This is a genomic window from Methanolinea mesophila, assembly GCF_017873855.1.
Taxonomy (GTDB): Archaea; Halobacteriota; Methanomicrobia; order Methanomicrobiales; family Methanospirillaceae; genus Methanolinea_B; species Methanolinea_B mesophila.
On the sequence record NZ_JAGGKR010000001.1, the window covers coordinates 1,408,537 to 1,430,200 of the forward strand.

Annotated in this window: 20 protein-coding genes; 16 read left to right on the forward strand and 4 right to left on the reverse strand. The window is 57.9% G+C overall.

What is annotated here, in order from left to right; genetic code table 11:
- Positions 1-211: 211 nt before the first annotated feature.
- The 5 genes from J2741_RS06695 (at position 212) to cgi121 (ending at position 5,310) form a co-directional block, all read left to right on the forward strand.
- The gene (locus J2741_RS06695) at positions 212-1,153 is read left to right on the forward strand and encodes a tyrosine--tRNA ligase (RefSeq protein ID WP_209674222.1); all 942 of its coding nucleotides are present in this window, start codon (positions 212-214) and stop codon (positions 1,151-1,153) included.
- Between the two features lie 15 nt (positions 1,154-1,168).
- Positions 1,169-1,969, forward strand: a complete 801-nt coding sequence (locus J2741_RS06700; protein WP_209674223.1) for a serine protein kinase RIO — start codon at positions 1,169-1,171, stop codon at positions 1,967-1,969.
- Positions 1,966-2,505: a KH domain-containing protein gene (locus J2741_RS06705; RefSeq protein ID WP_209674224.1), complete on the forward strand. Its 540-nt coding sequence runs from the start codon at positions 1,966-1,968 to the stop codon at positions 2,503-2,505. Before J2741_RS06700 ends, J2741_RS06705 begins: the two co-directional genes overlap by 4 nt.
- A 118-nt stretch (positions 2,506-2,623) precedes the next feature.
- On the forward strand, positions 2,624-4,792 hold the full coding sequence (locus tag J2741_RS06710) for an ATP-dependent DNA helicase (protein ID WP_209674225.1): 2,169 nt from the start codon (positions 2,624-2,626) through the stop codon (positions 4,790-4,792).
- A complete protein-coding gene (gene cgi121, locus J2741_RS06715; RefSeq protein ID WP_209674226.1) occupies positions 4,789-5,310 on the forward strand; it encodes a KEOPS complex subunit Cgi121 in 522 nt (173 codons plus the stop codon). The genes J2741_RS06710 and cgi121 overlap by 4 nt, the downstream gene beginning before the upstream one ends.
- Positions 5,311-5,516: 206 nt before the next feature.
- Here the strand turns inward: cgi121 and J2741_RS06720 are convergent, their stop codons facing one another.
- Positions 5,517-6,005, reverse strand: coding sequence for a MogA/MoaB family molybdenum cofactor biosynthesis protein (locus tag J2741_RS06720; RefSeq protein ID WP_209674227.1), 489 nt, complete (start codon positions 6,003-6,005; stop codon positions 5,517-5,519).
- Positions 6,006-7,129: 1,124 nt separating this feature from the next.
- On the opposite strand from J2741_RS06720, the gene J2741_RS06725 reads away from it, so the two are divergent.
- The 9 genes from J2741_RS06725 (at position 7,130) to pdxT (ending at position 14,642) form a co-directional block, all read left to right on the forward strand.
- Positions 7,130-8,413 (forward strand): ORC1-type DNA replication protein, encoded by a 1,284-nt coding sequence (locus J2741_RS06725; protein WP_209674228.1) that lies wholly within the window; start codon positions 7,130-7,132, stop codon positions 8,411-8,413.
- Positions 8,414-8,419: 6 nt separating this feature from the next.
- Positions 8,420-8,911, forward strand: a complete 492-nt coding sequence (locus J2741_RS06730; RefSeq protein WP_209674229.1) for an Lrp/AsnC family transcriptional regulator — start codon at positions 8,420-8,422, stop codon at positions 8,909-8,911.
- A gap of 11 nt (positions 8,912-8,922) precedes the next feature.
- Positions 8,923-10,089, forward strand: a complete 1,167-nt coding sequence (locus J2741_RS06735; protein WP_209674230.1) for an aminotransferase class I/II-fold pyridoxal phosphate-dependent enzyme — start codon at positions 8,923-8,925, stop codon at positions 10,087-10,089.
- A 68-nt stretch (positions 10,090-10,157) separates the two neighbouring features.
- Positions 10,158-10,487 (forward strand): DUF4405 domain-containing protein, encoded by a 330-nt coding sequence (locus J2741_RS06740; protein ID WP_209674231.1) that lies wholly within the window; start codon positions 10,158-10,160, stop codon positions 10,485-10,487.
- A gap of 379 nt (positions 10,488-10,866) precedes the next feature.
- Complete coding sequence (locus J2741_RS06745; protein ID WP_209674232.1) at positions 10,867-11,877, forward strand: adenylosuccinate synthetase; 1,011 nt, start codon at positions 10,867-10,869, stop codon at positions 11,875-11,877.
- A complete protein-coding gene (locus tag J2741_RS06750; RefSeq protein WP_209674233.1) occupies positions 11,874-12,068 on the forward strand; it encodes a methytransferase partner Trm112 in 195 nt (64 codons plus the stop codon). The genes J2741_RS06745 and J2741_RS06750 overlap by 4 nt, the downstream gene beginning before the upstream one ends.
- A 162-nt stretch (positions 12,069-12,230) precedes the next feature.
- Positions 12,231-13,172 (forward strand): adenosylcobinamide-phosphate synthase CbiB, encoded by a 942-nt coding sequence (gene cbiB / locus J2741_RS06755; RefSeq protein ID WP_342452241.1) that lies wholly within the window; start codon positions 12,231-12,233, stop codon positions 13,170-13,172.
- A complete protein-coding gene (gene pdxS, locus J2741_RS06760) occupies positions 13,169-14,065 on the forward strand; it encodes a pyridoxal 5'-phosphate synthase lyase subunit PdxS (RefSeq protein WP_209674234.1) in 897 nt (298 codons plus the stop codon). Before cbiB ends, pdxS begins: the two co-directional genes overlap by 4 nt.
- Entirely contained in the window at positions 14,055-14,642 is a 588-nt protein-coding gene (gene pdxT / locus J2741_RS06765) for a pyridoxal 5'-phosphate synthase glutaminase subunit PdxT (RefSeq protein WP_209674235.1), read from the forward strand. The genes pdxS and pdxT overlap by 11 nt, the downstream gene beginning before the upstream one ends.
- A 396-nt stretch (positions 14,643-15,038) precedes the next feature.
- Here pdxT and J2741_RS06770 read toward each other — a convergent pair whose 3' ends face one another.
- Together J2741_RS06770 and J2741_RS06775 are read right to left on the reverse strand one after the other, a co-directional pair.
- On the reverse strand, positions 15,039-17,063 hold the full coding sequence (locus J2741_RS06770) for a sodium-translocating pyrophosphatase (protein ID WP_209674236.1): 2,025 nt from the start codon (positions 17,061-17,063) through the stop codon (positions 15,039-15,041).
- Between the two features lie 151 nt (positions 17,064-17,214).
- On the reverse strand, positions 17,215-18,612 hold the full coding sequence (locus J2741_RS06775) for a DNA-directed DNA polymerase II small subunit (protein WP_209674237.1): 1,398 nt from the start codon (positions 18,610-18,612) through the stop codon (positions 17,215-17,217).
- Positions 18,613-18,746: 134 nt separating this feature from the next.
- On the opposite strand from J2741_RS06775, the gene J2741_RS06780 reads away from it, so the two are divergent.
- Positions 18,747-19,610 (forward strand): S26 family signal peptidase, encoded by an 864-nt coding sequence (locus J2741_RS06780; RefSeq protein WP_209674238.1) that lies wholly within the window; start codon positions 18,747-18,749, stop codon positions 19,608-19,610.
- Between the two features lie 10 nt (positions 19,611-19,620).
- Positions 19,621-20,712, forward strand: coding sequence for a 5-amino-6-(D-ribitylamino)uracil--L-tyrosine 4-hydroxyphenyl transferase CofH (gene cofH / locus J2741_RS06785; RefSeq protein ID WP_209674239.1), 1,092 nt, complete (start codon positions 19,621-19,623; stop codon positions 20,710-20,712).
- Here cofH and J2741_RS06790 read toward each other — a convergent pair.
- A complete protein-coding gene (locus tag J2741_RS06790; RefSeq protein ID WP_209674240.1) occupies positions 20,688-21,647 on the reverse strand; it encodes a radical SAM protein in 960 nt (319 codons plus the stop codon). The two genes, cofH and J2741_RS06790, sit on opposite strands and share 25 nt — an antisense overlap.
- Positions 21,648-21,664 lie beyond the last annotated feature (17 nt).

Consider the following 21,664-nt stretch of genomic DNA (forward strand, 5'->3'; position numbering starts at 1 on the left):
ATTGTCCGAATATTTTTATAAAGGTCCGACGGTATGGAATCTCCGGAGGATCCATTCCATGGGCCGTCAAATCTCCGTTTTTTCCTTCTTCCTTTCATTTCCCCGGCATTTTTCGTCTCCTTCGGGGGGGTCCTCCATGTGGGCCCGGGCACGGCGTTCCTCATGATCCGCACGCAATCCTTAATCCATCCGCATCGCCAAATTATTGCTGATGGATGCCTACTCACTGGTGACGCGGAATACCGTCGAGGTCGTCACCGAGGACGAATTATCGAATCTCCTCGCAAAACCCCAGAAGAAAGTATATGCGGGGTATGAGCCGAGCGGCGAGATCCACCTGGGGCACCTGGTGACCATCAACAAACTGATGGACATGAAAGAGGCCGGGTTCGAGGTGATCGTCCTGCTCGCCGACCTCCACGCGTTCCTCAACAGGAAAGGGACCATGGAGCAGGTACGTGAACTCGCGGATTATAATCGCCGGTGTTTCGAGGGGCTGGGACTCTCCGGAGTCCGGTACGTGCTTGGTTCCGACCTCCAGCTTAATCCCGAGTACGAGTTAAACGTCCTCACCCTTTCGCAGGCGATCACCCTGAACCGGGCCAAAAGGAGCATGGACGAGGTGGGGAGGCAGATGGAGGCCCCCACCGTCTCCCAGATGATCTATCCCATCATGCAGATGGTCGATATCGCGAGCCTTGGAGTAGATGCCGCGGTCGGTGGGATCGACCAGCGCAAGATCCACATGCTGGCCCGGGAATACCTCGTCACGGCGGGATACCCGGCACCGGTCTGCATCCACACCCCCATTCTGAACGGCCTGGACGGAAAGAAGATGTCCTCCTCGAGTGGTAATTACATCTCGGTTGCCGACTCCGTGGAAGATATCGAGCGCAAATGCCAGAAGGCATTCTGCCCGCCGGAGTGCGAGGAAAATCCAGTACTGCAGATCCTGCAGTATCATATATTCCCCCGTGTCACTGAAGTGGTGGTCAGGCGCCCGGAGAAGTTCGGCGGGGATCGGACATTCGAAACCTACGGGGAGATGGAGGATGCATACCGGAAAGGGGAGATCCACCCCCTGGACCTGAAAAAGACCGTGGCAAGGTATCTTTCCGAGGTCCTGGCATGCGTGAGGGACTATATTAACTAAAATCCAGGGAGTGCAGTGAAAAAAGAACAGAACGAGGACCGGTTCGACAGGAAGATCGAGGAGCTGGGTGTTCGGATCAAGGATGTCGATTCGCTGAAAGTGCGGGGCGAAGTATTTGACGAGGTCACCCTGCTCTCCCTGTACAAGCTCGTCCAGAAAAAATGGATCACCGCGATCGGCGGGCCTGTCAGCACCGGAAAAGAGGCGAACGTGTTCTATGCCGAACGGCAGGAACAGCCTGTCGCGATCAAGATCTACCGTATAAGAACCGCCAATTTCAATGCCATGACAGAGTACATCGTAGGCGACCGGCGGTTCTCGGGTATACGGAGGACGAGGAAGGACGTGGTGTTCACCTGGACCAGGAAAGAGTTCGCCAACCTGGCACGCGCACACGAGGTAGGTCTTCCGGTCCCCGAACCGCTCGTCTGGGACAGGAACATCCTTATTATGCAGTTCCTGGGTGACCATGAAGTGGCGTACCCCCCGCTACGAAGCGTGAACCTGGAGGACCCCGCAGCGACCTACGAGGAACTCGTATCCTTCATCAGGGACCTCTATCACAAAGCCCGGCTTGTTCACGCCGACCTGAGCGAGTTCAATGTCCTGATGGGGGACCGGATGTACGTGATCGATATGGGCCAGTCGGTGACCCTGGATCACCCGCGGGCCCTCCAGTTCCTCTTCCGGGACATATCGAATATCACCCGGTTCTTCCGGAGTAAATGTGAAGTGAAAAATGAGAAAGAGCTTTTTTCCGATATCAGCGGAGTTGTTCCCGGAGAGGGAACGAGAGACAAGGTGACAAGAGCATGATGCAGGAGATCAAGATAGCCGCAAACCGGGTGGGAGTCCTTATCGGAAAAGGAGGCGCTACCAAACAGGAACTCGAGGAGAAGACCAGGACCAGGATCACTATAGACAGCACGGAAGGACTGGTCCGGGTAGAAGGGGACGATGCCGTGGGGGCGCTCCGGGCGGTCGAGGTAATTACCGCGATCAACCGCGGCTTTTCTCCGGAAAGGGCATTTTCATTACTGGAAGACGAAGACCTGCTCCTCGATGTGATGGACCTCTCCGGTATCGCGGACAACCCACGGCAGCTCGACAGAATCAGGGGAAGGATCATCGGACGCGACGGGAAATCGAGAGAGCAGATCGAGCATATGACGAACACCATGATCTCGGTCTTTGGAAAAACAGTCGCGCTTATCGGGCTCCCCGAACAGATCAAGGTTGCGCGGGAAGCGGTGGAGATGATCCTGAACGGTATCCCCCATGAAGCGGTGTATTCGTTCCTGGAACGAAAAAAGAGAGAAGCAAAGCAGGAGATGCTGGACTATTATTATTAAGTCCCGGCCTCCGTCTCTCTGCCGGGCTCTATTTCCAGTGGACAGAAATCCGGTTCAGATCGATCAGTTAAGCTAACGCATGAAAATATGAGGGCACTAGAATGGAAATGAGGGGGTTATGGTAAAGGTTGCAGATCTTCCGCTGCCTGCGTCGTTGAAGGAATGTTACCTCCGGGCCGGTATACGGGAACTCTATCCACCCCAATCCGAATGTATAGAGAAGGGCATGTTCGAGGGGAAAAATCTTCTGGTCGCAATCCCCACCGCGAGCGGCAAGACTCTCATCGCCGAGATGGCCATGCATCACCATATCGCCAGGGGGGGAAAATGCCTCTATATCGTCCCCCTGAAAGCCCTCGCAAGCGAAAAATTTGAAGATTTTTCCGGGAAGGCGGTGAAGGTCGGGATTTCCACTGGAGACCTTGACCGCCGTGACGAGTACCTGGGAAGGAACGATATCATCGTCGCTACAAGCGAAAAGGTCGACTCGCTCCTGCGGAATGCTGCCCCGTGGCTTCCGGAGATCACCCTCCTGGTAGTAGATGAGGTGCACCTGATCGACTCCCCCGATCGCGGGGCGACCCTGGAGATGGTCATCACCAAGATGCGAAGCAGGAACCCGGGGATACAGCTGATCGCGCTCTCGGCCACCATCGGAAACCCCGGCTCACTGGCCCAATGGCTCGATGCATCCATGGTGACCAGCACCTGGCGCCCGGTCGACCTTCGGCAGGGAGTGTACTACGACGGGACAATACGCTTCCACGAAGGGGAACGCCCGGTCCGGGTCATCTCGAAGTACGAGGATCTGAACCTGATGATGGACACCATCGAGGAAGGCGGGCAGTGCCTGGCGTTCGTTTCTTCCCGGAAGAACTCCGAGGCATTCGCCAAGAGGGCCGCGAAAGCGATTAAGGCGGATTCCCCGGAGCTCGAGAATTACCGGAAACAGCTTGAAAAACTGGCGGATACGGATGCGGATCGTGTGCTCGCGGTGTGCGTCGGTCAGGGGGCAGCGTTTCACCACGCCGGGCTCCGCAGAGAGGAACGGGCCGTGGTTGAGGAAGGGTTCAGGAAAGGACATATCAAGTGCATCGCCTCCACCCCGACACTCGCCGCAGGGCTCAACCTGCCTGCCAGGAGGGTGATCGTCCGCGACTACCGGAGATACTCCGGCGGAGAAGGGATGGTTCCCATCCCCGCCAGGGAATACCACCAGATGGCCGGGCGGGCGGGGAGACCGCACCTTGACCCCTACGGGGAATCCGTGCTTATCGCAAAGGACGAACAGGAGGTTGCGGCGCTCTTCGAGTATTACATCGACGCGGAGCCCGAGGACGTGAATTCCCAGTGCGCCTCCGAGGCGGCCCTCACCACCCACATCCTCTCCCTCATCGCGTCGAAGTTCACCCGCTCCAGGGTTGAACTCGGGCAGTTCATGGAGCAGACATTCTACCATCACCAGAGGAAGGGACAGCGTATCTTAAACGCGGTGATCGATCGTTCTCTCAAGTTCCTGGAGGACACCGAGATGGTGGTGGAGAACGGCGGGCTGCTCTCCTCCACGGAGTTCGGCACCCTTGTCTCGCAGCTCTACGTTGACCCCCACAGCGCCGAACTGATCGTATCACAGCTGGGGAAGGCGGAGAACTACTCGGATATCGGGGTGCTTCAGACGGTGTGTGCCACCCCGGACATGTATACGCTCTACGTGGCGAACAGGGACCTTCACTACCTTGAGAAGTTCGTTTTCGAACATGACCGTGAGCTGTGGATGGACCTCCCTATCGATGACGAGGAAGAGTACTACCGCACCTTAAAGACCGCGATGGTCCTGAACGACTGGTCAATGGAGGTGCCGGAGGCCATGATCTGCGAACGGTATTCCATCGGACCGGGCGACCTCTACAACCTCGTGGAGAGTGTCAACTGGCTGCTGCATGCCACCGGGAGGCTCGCACAGCTCTTCGCCGCCAGGTATGCCCGGGAGGTCAGGGAATACGAGATCTGCATGAAGAACGGGGTCAGGAGGGAGCTGCTCCCCCTGGTCCGGATCCCCCAAATCGGCCGGGTCAGGGCTCGGCGGTTGTTCAATTCCGGTATTACCGGACCTGATGATCTCAGGGCAGCCGGTGAAGAACGGGTCTCGACCATCCTCGGCAGGGGAGTTGCACGACAGGTATTCCAGGCGCTCACCTCGAAAGAACACGCTTCTCCACGGAAAGATGAGAAGACCGTGAAAGGCCCGGGCAACGTGGATCTCTCCTACTTCGGGGTGGGTGAATGAGCGGGTGCGAATGCGATATCCGCCGGGTCTCCGTCGAGGTCTCCGACCCTGGGGCGTTCCTCAAGGCGATCCGCATGATCGGAGATCGTTGGTGCACACGCCTGATCTTCTTCAACGCTGAGCTCATGGCAGGTGAGGCGCATGTCATGTCCGCATTGTTGCACGCGTTCCGGGCGGAGGCTGCGGGATCCATGATCTCCTCGCGGGTGGAGATGGAGGCCCTCCTGTATGCCGCGGGCTCCCGCCAGTGCCAGACCGGCATGCGGTTCGGGTTGCATGAAGGTCTGAACCGGGCCTATCTCTGTATCTGCCCGCCGAGCTCCGGTGCCCTCGGGGAGCTTCTTCCCCAGGTCGTCGTGGCGGAAACGGGGGATGCCTGGGAGACGATCTCTCCCGAAAAGGCCGGGAAGCTCGCCGAAATTTTTGCGATCACTCCTGCCGAGCTCGAGGCCGCAGGCCCGGGCCGTCTGACCGAACTTGTCCTGGAAAGGGTCGCCCTTCTCGAAGTGTACCGTTAGCTACGTATTTCCGGGATTTTTTCTGGCCGGCACACCATTGAGTCCGGGGACTCCCCCCACGAACCCTGTCGTTATGTGACTCCCGTGTATCCCACATCTTTTCTCCTAATATTTGTCGAAAAAGATGGGGTACCTGATTGCCCGTATTGATGAGATGATGAAATGATGAAACGACTTACTGCCCGGGTATCATCTCAAACATGCTTTTACTTATTTGCGTGGGTGAGGATGTGCCGTATCTCGGGAAGGATGAGCGATCCTACCGCGAGCCTGACCGCCTTGGTCGATCCCGGGATACAGAAGATCACTTTCCCCCCGGTGATCCCTGCAATCGCTCTTGACAGCATTGAGGCGGTCCCGATCTCATCATAACTCTTCATTCTGAACAGCTCCCCGAATCCGTCGATCTTCTTTTCAAGGAGGGGGGTCACTGCTTCGATGGTACAGTCATCGTGCGTCAGTCCCGTCCCCCCGCTTAGCACCACGCAGTTGCACGATTCCAGTGCGGTTATCACCGCTCCCCTGATGGCATCGATCCTGTCGGGAACGATAGTGTAGTACCGGAGGGGTATCCCGTCCGCGGCAAGGAGTTCGTTAATTAATGCCCCGCTCGTATCGTTCGACTCATTCCTCGAAGAAGAAACGGTGATTACCCCTGCAGCGATTGATAAGGGCTGAACGTGTGTGGGATCCATTATGTACAATGTGACCATCGCGTAATATCAATTATGTACTCATGCGCGGTCCCTTGAATGTCCGCCCGGAGAGGGGCGGCCCATATACCGGGAGGGACCCCATCATTTCCACTGGAGCCTGTGGAGGATTCGCGGTATTTTAACAACCGGGGAAGGAGCGGGTGGTGCGTTCCCGTAGTTCCCTCCCTCGAAACCTATAGTGACAGGGCCGGCAAACATAGCTCTATTGAGGCCTGGAGCGGGGTTCTTTCTCCTTCAGGGATTCACGGGTCGGGTCGATCAAGGATGAATACGAACAATCTGCTCCCGGTACATTCTCCTGGACTCCCTTCCCTTATCCGGGTGTACTACTCCCGGATATTGAGTTTTCAGCCCCTTGAGCGCACGGTCTAACCCCTTTATTTCGTGTGGAAAAGTCATTTATAATGACTATTCTATTATTTCAGACCTTTTTTGAGTGTTACGTGACTCTATATCTTTACACGGATAAGGACCTATTGTAGAGAGGTAGAATTGTTTATTGAGATCAAAAGATGGGGGTAATACGGTCTGTTCTGTGATATCACCGCGTTTTACAGGAATGATGGTCTTCAAATTTTAATACGGATTGAAATTAGGCAGCTTCCTCTCTCTATCTCTCACATGAGTGAGAAATGTGGGTAAACCCCTTCATTTCCTATGGAACTACTCATAATTAGCATGTATTATGAATTTTGAATGTAGTTTGCCGGGACATCACTCTCTATAGATTCTCTATCTAATTCATATTAATCCGGTATCTATCATGTGATTTGGCTATATCCCGGATCAATTCAATGCATTTTTATTGAAGAATATTTACAACATACAACAAGCTGCCTTTCCTAAAAAGGGACAAAATATCAAAAGTGCCTTTCCGGATTCTCCAGTGGAAACAATGGGGTCGGGGTGGTCCGAAACAGGAGGTTATTCTTCTAGCGGAAAGACCACAACAGCGCATGAAATGAAATCTCTTCATTTTCATTAGATCTTCATGAAACGGAATCAACGTTGATCCTCCAATGGAAACAAAGGGGTGTTCGGCACCACAAAAGATCACGTTTTTTAGGGAAGTGTGCATATGATCCTCTCCTCAGGGGGTACCCATGCCTGACGATCAGGAAACATCACTAGGACTTTTTAAACGATATCTTGCAAATAACAAGATCTTCAAAAACAGGGAAGTATTGAGACACTCCTACCGCCCCCAAATCCTTCCGCACAGGAGGCCTCAGATCGATCAGGTAGCCTCTATCCTCGCACCTGCGCTCAAGAACGAAACACCCTCGAACATTCTTATTTATGGAAAGACCGGTACCGGGAAGACCGCCTGCGTACGTTACGTCGGTACCGAACTGGAGAATGCGAGCGGTCACATGGGAACGACATGCCGCGTGGTGCACCTCAACTGCGAAGTCATCGATACCCAGTACAGGGTACTCGCCCAAATCTCAAAGAGCATGGTCGGAACAGATGAACTGGCCAGCGATAAAGCACGCATACACATTCCCATGACCGGATGGCCTACCGACCAGGTGTACCAGGAATTAAAAAACCAGTTGGAATCATCGGGAGGGGTCCTCATCATTGTGCTCGACGAGATCGACAAGCTGGTGAAAAAAAGCGGTGACGAGACCCTCTACAACCTCACGAGGATCAACACCGACCTTCGCCGGTCGAAGGTGAGTGTGATCGGGATCTCGAACGACCTGAGTTTCAAGGATTTCCTTGATCCCCGGGTTCTCTCATCCCTGTCCGAGGAAGAGCTGGTGTTTCCCCCATATAACGCCCCGCAGCTCTGCGATATTCTTCAGCAGAGGGCTGAAATGGCCTTCGCGGACGGGGCCCTCGATGAAGGGGTTATTCCCCTTTGCGCGGCCCTGGCGGCACAGGAACATGGGGATGCGAGGAGGGCGCTCGATCTCCTGCGCGTCTCCGGTGAGCTCGCGGACCGGGAGGACGGCGACAGGGTTACCGAGGCCAACGTGAAGATGGCGCAGGCGAAGATCGAGACGGACAGCATGATCGAGTGCATCGCCACGCTGCCGACACAGAGCAAAGTCGTGCTGTATTCCATGCTGCTCCTGGAGCAGATGGGCCAGATCATCTTCACCAGCGGGGAAGTGACCAGGATTTACAAGGAACTGGCCCCCGCGCTCGACCTGGACGTCCTCACCCACCGGAGGATCACCGACCTCATCTCCGAACTGAACATGCTCGGGGTGATCAATACCAGGGTGGTCTCCCGGGGGAGATACGGCAGGACAAAAGAAATGTGGTTCGACGCCAATACCAGTAAGATATGGGGAGTTATCCTCAACGACCCCCGCCTGAACAGCGACGAGCTGGCGGTCCGGGATCTTGAATGGGTAAAGTCCCTTTTCAGGTGAACAAGAATGGACGAGAAAGACCTCCTCCTCCTGCATCTGCTGGAGGACAACAGCCGGCTCTCCATCGGTGAGCTGGCGGTGATGACCGAGCTTGGGCCACAGGACGCAGAGTGCCGGATTGCCGCCCTTGAGGCAGCAGGGATCATCCGGGGCTACAACGCACTGGTGGACTGGGAGCGGGCAGGCACCGGGGAGGTCGCCGCAATCATCGAGCTCAAGGTCAACCCCGAGCGGGACTACGGTTACGATCGTATCGCCGAGCGGATCTCCCGGTTCCGCCAGGTCCGCTCCCTGCGGCTCATAACGGGGGCATATGATCTCCAGATAATCGTAACCGGTAAAAGCATGCAGGACATCGCCAGGTTCGTCTCCGAGTACATCGCGCCTATGGACCGGATCCGGGAAACGGCCACCCATATTATCATGAAGTCCTATAAGGAAAACGGGCATGCATTCCTCGAAAAAGAGTCCGGTGAGCGGATTCCCTTCTCCCCGTAACGGTGATGGCGATGAGGGATTTTGTCTCAGGACGGGCCAGAACTATCCCCCCCTCGGGGATACGCAGGTTTTTCGATCTCGCGCTCACCATGGAGGATGTCATATCCCTGGGGGTGGGAGAACCTGATTTTTCCACGCCGTGGAACCTCTGCGAGGCGAGCATCTATTCAATCGAGCAGGGGGGGACCTCGTATACCTCGAACAGGGGGCTGCAGACGTTGCGTGAAGCACTCTCCCGGTGGCTCGCCCAGAGGTACGGGCTGACCTATAGCCCGGACCGGGAGATGGTAATCACCACCGGGGTCTCCGAAGGGCTCGACATTGCGGTCCGGGCGATCACCGACCCGGGAGACGAGATACTGGTGGGGGAACCCTGCTATGTCTCTTACGCACCCTGTGTCACTCTCGCCGGGGGTACGCCGGTGCCGGTCGCGTGCGGCGAGGAGGACCGCTTCCGTCTCAACCCTGACAGGGTGATGGAACGTCTCTCCCCCCGCAGCAAAGCGCTGATCATGAATTTTCCCAATAATCCCACCGGGGCGGTGATGCGGCGTGAAGACCTGAAGGGGATCGCGGATATCGCCGTCGATCACGATCTCCTGGTGATAAGCGACGAGGTCTATTCGGAACTCACCTATGACGGGGAGCACGCATCCACGGCAACGGTGGGAGACCTCTGGGAACGGACCATTACCCTGAACGGGTTCTCCAAGGCGTACGCGATGACGGGGTGGAGGATAGGGTACCTCTGCGCACCCGAACCCATCTGCGATGCGGCACTCAAGATTCACCAGTATGTCATGCTCTGCGCCCCGGTGATGGGCCAGATCGCCGCACTCGAGGGGATCAGGAAGGGGGAGGCTGAGAAAGACCAGATGGTCCGGGAGTACCGGGTCAGGAGAAACCTGATCGTTGACGGGCTCAACAGGATAGGCCTCTCCTGTCATGTCCCCGAAGGGGCATTTTATGCATTCCCGTCAGTCGCATCGACCGGTATGTCGGACCACGAATTTGCCGAGAGGCTCCTCAAGGAAGAGCATGTAGGGGTCGTCCCGGGAAGCGTCTTCGGTGAGGGCGGAAAGGACCACCTCAGATGTGCCTACGCCGTCTCCCGGGAGGACTTAAAAGAGGCCCTGAAACGGATGGAGCGTTTCATCGCCGCCAACAGTTCTTCATGAGCATTCCTTCCCTCCCCACGTTATTTTGATCACAACCGTTATCACGCGCAATTGCCATCCACTACTCCATGAGACTGGTCACTGTCAATGCCACCGTGGATCTTCTCGCCCTGATCGCATTCATTCCTACATTTATTACGGGTGCGGTGCTCCTGTGGGTCCTTCCCTCCGGAAACGGGGGATTTCTGGGCCAGGGAGGATTTTCAACAGGCGCAAACGTCTTCCTGGGAGTGAACCGCCAGATATGGGTAAACGTCCACGATGTCTGGTCGATGCTGTTCACGCTCCTCCTGGTCCTGCACCTTGTCCTGCACTGGAGGTACTTCCGAAACATCGACCGTTGTTTCCGGGCAAAAAACAAGGAAAAATGCCAGGTGGAGGACGAAACCGGCGGATAATTTCGAACGTGGACACGAGGATATCAAAATCGCTCTGATTTTTGTATGCACATCGTGGGGGAGAGAATGTTCCGGGGCCACATCTCTCCCCAATTTCCCTAATGACCATGCAATATCCGGGGCAGCGGATGGCTGCTCCTGCTCGCAATCAAACCCCGAAAATCCATGAATGGTTAATTACCCGGGACGGGAATGGTAAGGCTTTTTGCCCGGATACAGGATTTTGGAATTCAATTTCATGGGAATAGCATCACCCGGGCATCTCCCTGTTTCCGATAAAATCCAGGCATAAGTCCCTCCCCGGTATGCTGCATTCTCCCGGGTGCGAGGGGGTGTATAATTTTATGGCGTATCTCGTCTCATACTGTACGGTTGCACAATGAGCTGTACGATCATAGTCGGCGGATTTTTTGGGGATGAAGGAAAGGGCAAAATTGTAGCCCATATCGCACATCACGACAGGCCGACCATAATCTCACGCGGTGGAGTCGGCCCGAACGCGGGTCATACCGTCCAGGTGGGAGATAAGGAGTACGGGGTACGGATGGTACCGTCCGGCTTCATCTATCCGGATGCACGACTGTTCATCGGCACCGGGGTACTGGTGGACCCCCGGGTGTTCGCGCACGAGATAGACCTGCTCGGGGTGGGAGACCGGACGTTTGTCGACCACCGGTGCGGCATCATCGAGGAGGAGCACATCCGGAGGGATAAGGGCAGCGAACACCTGGCGAAGACGATCGGGAGCACCGGGAGCGGGTGCGGTCCGGCGAACTCGGACCGGGTACTGCGGACCTCCCGCCAGGCCAAGGACGTCCCGGAGCTGCAGCCTTATCTGATCGATGTTCCCCTGGAGCTGAACACCGCGATGGACCGGGGAGAGACGGTACTCCTCGAGGGGACCCAGGGGTTCGGCATCTCACTCTATTTCGGCACGTACCCCTTCGTGACCAGCAAAGACACATCCGCCTCCCAGATCGCGGCGGACAACGGGGTCGGGCCCACCAGGATCGACGACGTGGTGGTGGTCTTCAAGGCGTTCCCCACCAGGGTCGGCGAAGGACCGTTCTCGACCGAGATGGCGAGATCCGTCTCCGACAGCATGGGGATCCAGGAGTTCGGGACCGTCACCCACCGCCAGCGTAGGATCGGCCAGTGGGACGGGGAGATGGCGCATTACTCAGCGATGATCAACGGCTGTACCCAGGCTGCCATCACCGGGATCGACCGGGTGGACAAGGCCTGCTACGGGATCAGGGAATACTCGAAACTGACCCCCAAGGCGAGGGAGTTCCTGGCGCAGGCCGAAGAGGATATCGGCCATCCCATCACCCTTATCTCCACGGGGCCGGAGATTACCCAGATCATCGATATCCGGGATCAGTCATGAAGAGGAGCCTCCACGCCATACTCTGTTGCCCGGTATGCAAAGGGGACCTGACGCTTGCCGTAACCCAGGAGAACGACGATGAGATCCTCGAGGGTACGCTCACCTGCGCCTCTTGCCGGGTGTCTTACCCGATAGAGGACGGAATACCGGACCTTATCCCCAGGAACGCGGACGCAGGGTGCGTGGATTAACCATAGAATATCGTAGAATGCCGGGATATCTCACCATTCCCTTTATCGTGCATTCTTCCCTCATTTTTATAAGGACATGGCTTCGCCGGTTTCCTGCCCGGTATGCGTGCTACGGTGGGGATCCGGCGGTCTTTCACATCCGGACTGCGGGGTGCTTGACGCGTGGATAACGAGATTATACTGCTGTTTCTTCCGCTGGTCATTCCTCTGGCGCTTGTGGTAGACCGGGTCCTGGGGGACCCGCATTCGGGGTTCCACCCGGTAGCGCTCCTCGGATCGTGCATCGGTGTCTGGGGACGGCCGGATCGTTATTCTCCCGGGTTCCAGCGTGCCGCCGGGGCGATCTTCTGGGTGATCACCGCGGTCGTCTTTGCCCTTCCCTTCTTTCTCGTCCAGTTCTATGCTCCCGCACTCGTGATTCTCATCCTCGGCCCCTTTCTCCTCAAGGTCTGTTTTGCATGGCGATCCCTCGAGGAGCACCTTTATTCGGTGGTGGAGACCACTTCCTCCTCGCTCCAGGAGGCCAGGGGAAAAGCCGGACTCCTCGTGAGCAGGGATACCCTCGGACTCAACGAAGAGCAGGTTCTCTCCGCGGCGTACGAGTCAGTCACCGAGAACCTGGTGGACAGCATCGTCTCTCCGCTTTTCTATTACGGCCTTTTCGGGCTTACCGGGGCCGCGGTCTACCGGGCAGCGAACACCATGGATGCCATGCTCGGATACCGGGACGAACGTGCCCGGATCGGCTGGTGGTCCGCGAGAGCAGACGACATCGCGAATTATATCCCGGCGAGGGTTACGGGAGGGCTGCTTCTCCTCTATTTTGCGGCGAAAGGAAGGTTTGGACCCGCATGGCAGGCTTTTTTGAAGGACAGACATAAACGACCCGGATTCAACGGCGGGATATCCATGTCCATCATGGCGGGAGGAGTGGGGATCAGGTTCGAGAAGCCCGGGGTCTATACCATCGGTCCCGGGGAGCGGTCGCTTAAAGAGGCCGGGATTGAGATAATCAGGGCCGAACGGGCGATAACCATCATATTCGCCACAATACTTACCACACTACTTTTATTGGGATCATTCGCCCAATATATAGGCGTATGAGACTCGAGGAACTGAGGTTCGGCACCGAGTTGATAAAACGCGGTTTTGCGTCCATGCAGAAGGGAGGGGTGATCATGGACGTGGTCAATGCCGAACAGGCGACCATCGCCGAGCAGGCGGGGGCCGTGGCCGTCATGGCCCTGGAGCGGGTGCCGGCCGATATCAGGAAAGCGGGCGGGGTAGCCCGCATGGCGGACCCGGAGAAGATCCTGGAGATCATGGATGCGGTCTCCATCCCGGTAATGGGAAAGGTCCGGATAGGCCATTTTGTTGAGGCTCAGGTTCTCGAGGCGCTGGGGGTGGATATGATCGATGAGAGCGAGGTGCTCACCCCTGCGGACGAGCAGTTCCATATCGAGAAGTCCAAATTCACCGTCCCCTTCGTGTGCGGCGCCCGGGACCTGGGAGAAGCGATGCGCCGTATCCACGAGGGAGCGGCCATGATCCGGACCAAAGGCGAGGCCGGCACCGGCAACGTGGTCGAGGCGGTCCGTCATATGCGGGCGATCATGGGCGAAATCCGTGCCCTCCAGGGACGCTCCCCCCAGGAGATAGTTGACCGGGCGAGGGACCTGGAGGCCCCCGCAGAGATCCTTCTCGAGACGGTGAAACTAGGCAGGCTTCCGGTGGTGAACTTCTCCGCCGGCGGGATTGCCACCCCTGCAGACGCGGCAATGATGATGCAGCTCGGAGCAGACGGGGTCTTCGTGGGTTCAGGGATCTTCCTCTCGGAAAATCCCGAAAGGATGGCCAGGGCGATCGTCGAGGCGGTAAACCACTACGATGAGCCAGGCATTGTCGCCGAGGTGAGCAAAGGCCTCGGAGATGCCATGCGTGGCCTTGACGTGCACACCCTTCGCGAAGATGAGGTGCTCCAGTACCGTGGACGTTAAGATCGGGGTACTGGCCCTCCAGGGCAATGTGAGCGAGCATATCAGGGCTTTCGAAGGAGCGCTCCAAGAGATGGGTTTTCCGGGGGAGAGGGTCGTCCCGCTCCGTAACGCGGACCAAATCCCCGACCTCGATGCCATTGCGATTCCCGGCGGCGAATCGACCACGATATCCAGGCTGATCGATAAGAACGGGATGTATACCCCACTCACTGAGTTCGGGGGGGGGATCTTCGCCACCTGCGCAGGGATGGTGATCATTGCCAGGGAGGTTGACGACCCCCGCGTTCACCCGCTCGGCCTCATCGGGATCGGGGTGCAGCGGAACGCGTTCGGCCGCCAGAAGGAATCGTTCGAGACAGACCTTCCTGTTAAAGGGCTGGAATTCCCGTTCCATGCGGTGTTCATCCGTGCTCCGGTAGCGGTGAGCCATGATCCCGGTGTAGACGTGCTGGCCCGCATCGATGCGGGAATCGTCGCGGTGACCAGCGGGAAGCATATGGCGCTCGCGTTCCACCCCGAGCTGGGGACCGACTACCGACTCCACCGGCTGTTCCTTGAAAACCTGGGGATCTTTTAGTTTTTTTTCCCCCGGGGTTCTTATCGCCAGTTGGACTGATATCTTTTCCATCCAAAACGGAAGAAATCTCTCGAAATTCCTCTTTTTCAGTTAATCAAATTTTGTTTAGTTCTGTTGACAATCCCAATCTCCTTCATTTACGATCCGGTTCTCAAGGGCTTTGCCAGGGTAGTTGACGATTGCAAATTTATGTTGCATGACGCTCCAGGGGCTGCCGCCCCGCCGCTATGGCGCCCCGCACAGGATACTCGTGGAAATTACCTGACTTGTCGAGTGCAGGCAGGTTCTCCGTAGCCAGGGAGGATCAAGTCGAAAGAGTCAGACTATGTTTTCACAAGCCTCTATCTTCACTGAGTAAGATCACAAAATGTGTTCTTAAAAAGCGTAAAAAAAAGATTAGAGCAGGAAGATCGGTGCGAATACCACCGATACGATTGCCATAAGTTTTAACAGGATATTCAGTGCCGGACCGGCGGTGTCCTTGAACGGGTCGCCGACGGTGTCACCGGTCACTGCAGCCTTGTGGGCGGGCGAACCCTTGCCCCCGCAGTGGCCCTGCTCGATGTACTTCTTGGCGTTGTCCCATGCTCCCCCGGCATTGGCCATCATGATGGCGAGCACGAACCCGCTCCCGATGGAACCCACCAGCAGGCCGGCGAGTGCCGACTTGCCGAGGACGATACCCACCACGAGGGGCGAGGCGATTGCCAGGAAGCCCGGGAGGATCATCTGCTTGAGTGCGGCATTGGTCGAGATGGTGATCGCCGCAGCATAGTCGGGCTCCGTTTTGCCCTCCATAAGCCCGGGGATCTCCTTGAACTGCCGGCGGACCTCGGTGACGATGTACCCTGCGGCCTTCCCCACCGCCGTCATTGCGAAACTGGAGAAGAGGAACGGCAGCATCGCACCGATCAGGATCCCCACAAAGGTCAGGTGGTCCAGCATGTTCACGATATCGAGGTTGACCGCCTGCGAATATGCGGCGAACAGACCGAGTGCGGTCAGGGCGGCGCCGCCGATAGCGAACCCCTTCCCGATCGCAGCGGTAGTGTTCCCTACCGAGTCCAGGGTATCGGTGATCTGGCGGACCCCCGGTTCCTGGTGGGACATCTCCGCGATACCCCCAGCATTGTCTGCCACGGGGCCATAGGCGTCAACCGAGAGGGTGATCCCGAGCGTCGCAAGCATCCCGACGCCTGCGATGGCGATGCCGTAAAGGCCTCCCTCGAACGCGGCGATCAGGATTGCGATCGCGATGATGATTACCGGCACAAACGTGCTCTCCATCCCCTTGGCCAGCCCGGCGATTATATCGGTCGCCGCACCGGTCTCACAGGACTTGACGATGGAGAGGGTTGGCGCCCGGTCGTACGAGGTATAGTACTCGGTGATCAGCCCTATGAGGAATCCTGCCACAAGACCCGTCACGGTGGCGATAAAGACTCCCAGGAACTGGGGCCCGAGGAGGGCATCCACCAGGAAGTATGACGCGATGACCGTGATGATCAGGCTCGCGAAGGTCCCCGCATTGAACGCTTTGTGGATCGCGCTGCTCTCGTTCTTCGAGGTCCTCACAAAGAATGACCCGATGATCGAGGCGATGATCCCTGCGGCAGAGATGAAGAGCGGCAGGAGGACCAGGTTGATGATGCTGACTCCAAGGAACTGGGCCGCTGCCGCGGAGGTGACCCCGATAAGCATCGTTGCAACCATTGCGCCCACGTAGGACTCGTACAGGTCCGCGCCCATCCCGGCGATATCTCCCACGTTGTCTCCCACATTGTCCGCGATGACCGCGGGGTTGCGGGGGTCATCCTCGGGAATGCCCGCTTCGACTTTCCCTACCAGGTCGGCGCCCACATCGGCGGCCTTGGTAAAGATCCCTCCGCCGACACGGGCGAAGAGTGCGATCGAGCTGGCTCCTAGGGAGAACCCGGAAACAACGTTCACGCTCGCCGCAAGGTCGAGCGTGGAGAAGGTGCTCACCGCATAGAGCGTGGTGGAGAGGCCGGCGAGGCCAAGGCCCACCACGGTGAGCCCCATGACCATCCCGCTCGAGAAGGAGACCTTGAACGCGGCGGCCATTCCTCTGCGGGCTGCATTGGTCGTCCGGACATTGGCACGGGTCGCGGCGTTCATCCCGATAAACCCTGCAGTTGCGGAGAGGACTGCTCCTACGATGTAACACACAGCAGTGAGGGGGTTGATCACCAGTGTGAGCACGATGGCAAACCCAATCACGAACACGGCAATATACGTATACTGCCGCTTCAGGTAGACCATGGCCCCCAGGTGGATTGCCGATGCGATCTTCTGCATCAGCTCGCTCCCTGTGCCCTCCTTCATCATCGTCCGAAACGAGATCGCGGCGAAGAGAAGCCCGATGAGTGCACAGATCGGTATTATGATAAACATGTCCATTGAAAGACAAACCTCCAGAATATATCCACACACGGTTTTGTTGTGTTAAGGATTATTGTACGTATGACAAGGTTAAAAAATTCACGAATTTATTTTTGACCTCATATCTTTTTCCCCTGCCCCTGGTGCAATTCAGGGCGCATCGCGCTCTTCAGTTAAAATCCAGCACCTTTGTCTGGAGGTTCTCGAGATCGAGGAGCACTGCCTTTGCCGGGGTGGGATGAATATTCATCTGCTTCTGGAACGCCGTCTGGGACTGCCAGGTTCCGGAATTTATGGAGAGCGTGCCCCGGTATTCGGTGATCCCCATGATATGGATGTGTCCGGTGTGGAGCACCTCGGGAATGGGGTCGATAATCAGGCCGTCCTCCCGTGCCGCCGCGATGGGGGTCCTTCTCCCGTACGTGGGCGCGAGGTGCCTGCGCTGGAGCATTCCTTCGAGCATGGGTGCGGCGTGTTCGTAGGACGCACCCGGGATGAGGCTGATCAGGTCGTCGATGGACCGGCCGTGGTACATTTGGACTCGCACACCCTGGAGATTCACGAGTGCCGGGTTCTCCACGAACTCGCAGTTGGAGGGGAATTTTTTCGTGAACTCTTCAGGGATGGCCGGCTGGGGTTCCGCGCTCCGCACCACGTCGTGGTTCCCGGGGGAGACGATGATCCTGATCCGGGAGGGCAGGTCGGAGAGCATCTTCCCGAAGACCTCGTACTGCTCGTAAATATTGGGGATGGTGAGCTCGTGCTCCTGCCCGGGGTAAACCCCGATCCCGTCGACAAGGTCCCCCGCGATCAGGAGGTAAGAGGCATCCGCCCCGTCGAGCCAGTCGGCGAAGCGGTTCCATGCCTCTTCGAGAAAAGTATCGCTTCCCACGTGCACGTCCGAGATCAGCACTGCCTTACCCGGCTCATCGCTGGTGAACGGTGAATGGGAGAGGGGGATGTCCGGCCTGAAGAGCTGGTCCGAGAAGAACAGCCTCCCGTCACCCGAGAGTGTCCCCCTGACTCCGACTACCTCGTCCGGGACCAGCAGCTCCGCATCCGAAAAGCCGGGCCGGTCCTTGTTGAACAATACCGGGATGGTCCCGGTTGCATCCTCGATCTCGGCCATGCGGTGCCCGTTTGTCGTCCCGCGGACATCCACGACGAGCCCGCTGATGGAACAGAGTTCCTGTTTGTACCGTCCGGTCTTCACGAGCGCCTCGATGGGTATGGGATCGATCCTGCTCTTGATCATCGAGCCCAGCCGCGTATACCTGTCCCTGAAGTAGTGAACATAATCGCCCACTACGCAGGGACCCGATGAGGTTCCCGACCTCCCCCGCACCACCTCGCACCGCGGATCGGTGAGGAACCTGCTGCCGTCGCGGTCGTGGGAAAGGCCGGGGATATGGCGCGTCGAGACCACCACCGTATCGTCGGGGACGCTGGCCAGGATACGGTCTATCAACGCGGGATCGTCTTTCTCCGCCAGATACCTGACCACCTCGGGATGGACCTGCAGCCTTGTGTCGAGAAACCGCTGGACGATGGTCTGGGTATCGAGCATTGATCACATATTTCCCGATGCCGGATATAGGGCTTTACGATCCGGCACCCGGTTTATTGGGGGTGTCGTACCGGCCGGTCCGGAGGGGGACCGGAAAAGGTGTATTATAACCACGCGAATAGTGAAGGAGAACGATGACGGCATCTGGCAAGGATAAAGGATCGCCATCCCTCCGGGAACGCTTCAAAAGCGAAAGCAAAGCCGCGGGATGGGCGAGGGAGCTGCTCTGGGTGGTCCTTGTGGTAGGCGGGGTCGCGCTGGGGCTGTTCCTGGTCTCGGGGACCTGGCCCGCGGTGGTCACTATCGAATCGGAGAGCATGGTCCCCCACATGCAGGTGGGAGACCTCGTCTTCGTAGTGGCACAGGACCGGTTCGGACCTCTCCAGGACTGGACAGAGGGAAAAGAGAGCGGGTACATGAAATTCGGGGATTACGGGGACGTCCTCATCTACCGGCCGAACGGGGCGGACAACTCGGTCATCCCCCTGATCAGCGGGGGTGTCCATCCCATCATCCACCGGGCCATGGTCACCACGGACGGGGGGGCGCCGATCCCCCAGTACATCAACCTGTACCGCGGGCTGGCCACCCCGCAGGTATACCTTCCGGCGACCATCGAGAATAACCAGCTGGTGCTCGAGAACGGCACGGTGATCAACGAGAGCACGGCAAACCCGGAGATCGGGTATATCGTCCAGTCCTCCGTCATCGCTGCCAATTCGGGCTACATCACCAAAGGGGACAACAACCAGGTGAGCGACCAGGGAAGTTATCTCTCCAACCGCGACCTTGGAATAATCCAGCCTGTCGAGAAGGAATGGATAGTGGGCAAAGCCCTGTTTACCATCCCGTTCCTGGGATATCTTCCCCTGAATATAGTCCCCGTGGCCATCGTGATCATCCTGATCATGATCGCCTGGGAGTACTATGTCCACCGGAAGAACGCGGAGAAGAAGTCAGGGGGAAAACCCGGAACCTCGAAGAAGAAGAAGAAATAATACTCCGGGTATGAATCACCGCCAGTTACTGGACGACGTCCTCGCCGGCCACCGGCTCACTCCCGGCGAGGCGGAATACCTCTTCTCGCTCCGTGACCGGGAGGTCTTCTCCGTTTTCTCCGCTGCGGACCGGCTCCGGGAGGAGAAGGTAGGGGATGCGGTGACGTATGTCCGGAACCAGAATATCCATATCACCAATATCTGCAAGAACCTCTGCGCGTTCTGCGGGTTCGGCCGGAGGGCGGAGGACGAGGGGGCCTTCTGTGACGACCAGGATACGCTCCGGGAGAAGGCGCGTCTCGCCCGCGAACGGAACGTGACTGAAATATGCCTCCTCTCGGGTGTCCACCCCGGGTTCACGGCCGACACGTACTTCGGAATCCTCGCGGCGGTCCGGGATGCCGCGCCCGGGGTCCACCTCCACGCGTTCTCACCCGACGAAGTGTCCCACGCGTCCTGCATGTCGGGCCTTTCCACCCGCGAGGTACTCCTGGGGATGAAGGATGCCGGGCTCGGGTCGCTCCAGGGAACGGCGGCGGAGATCCTGGTGGACAGGGTGAGGTCGGTGATCTGCCCGAGAAAACTCTCCACCGCCGAATGGATCCGGATCATCGAGGAGGCGCACGGTCTCGGGATCAGGACCACCGCCACCATCATGTACGGCTCGTACGAAGGGGCCGCGGAATGGGTGGAACACCTGGCGATCCTCCGTGATATCCAGGACCGGACCGGTGGGTTCACCGAGCTGGTCCCGCTCTCCTATATTCATGCCAATACGCGGCTCTACCTTGCCGGTCTCGGAAAACCGGGGGCTACGGGAAGGGAAGATCTGCTCATGACCTCGGTCTCACGGCTCTTCCTCGACAATTTCGACAATATCCAGGTCTCATGGGGGAAACTCGGCCAGAAACTTTCTCAGATGGCACTGCTTGCCGGGGGGAACGACCTCGCGGGCACCATGTTTTCGGATGATGTCACCGTCGATGCGGGAGCGGAGGGCGCGGACTACCTCGATCCCCGGGCGATGAAAAGAATGGCGGAGAATATCGGGCGGCGTCTCTGCCAGCGCACGACGGATTACTCCCTGGTCCCTTCCTGCTGACCCCTGCAGGAGAAAAATATCCCCCGCTCCTCCCTTTTTGAGATTATCCGCCCCTCGATCTCGAATTCCCTTAAGAATTTGGCGATCTCCCGGCGGTGAAAGCCTGTCGCTGCGGCAATATCGTCGAGAGTACACGGCCTTCTTCTCAATACCGCCAGGATATGGTCGGCGATCTCACCGCAGGGGACCGCATGGGAGAATCCGTAGTGGATCGACTCCACGGCTTCGGTCCCGGGCAGGCCCAGAAACCGGGCGATACGGCTGAGTTCTGCCGGTGGGGCAGGGTTGACCCACTCTTCGGTCCCCGGCCGGTCCAGGGTGTTGAGCTGGATCCTGTCGGGATCGATCAATTGAATGGCCTTCCGCAGGGCGGCAAGTTCGACATCCGTAGTGTTGAGACCGGGGATGATGAACACCTCGAGCCAGATCTCTCCCGGGAATTCCTGCCGGAAGCGCGATAATCCGTCGATGATCTCCAGGATGTCCTGCCCCTGCGCCGGCCGGTGGATCTTCGCGAAGGTTTCCGGGACCGCGGTGGAGAGCGTGGGGAGGACCATGTCGGCCCCGACAAGGTCGGCCCTGACCCCGGGGTCGTGGAGAAGGCCGCCGTTTGTCAGCACGGCGACCCTGTAACCCGGGAATCTGTCCTTGAGAAACCGGATGATCCTCCCGATCGAGAGGGAGAGGGTGGGTTCTCCCGATCCCGAGAAGGTAATGAAGTCGAGGTCAGGTCCTGCGGAAAGGTAATCGGTCAGTTCCGCGATCGCCTCTTCGAAGGGGAAAAAGTCCTGCCGCTCCAGGGTTTTCCTCGTCGTGGCCCCGCACTCGCAGTATACGCAGTCGAAGGTGCAGACTTTGAACGGTACCAGGTCGATACCGAGGGATCTTCCCAGCCGACGGGAGCACACGGGGCCGAAAAGGTGATGGTACTGCATTGCTGCATACCTCTTGG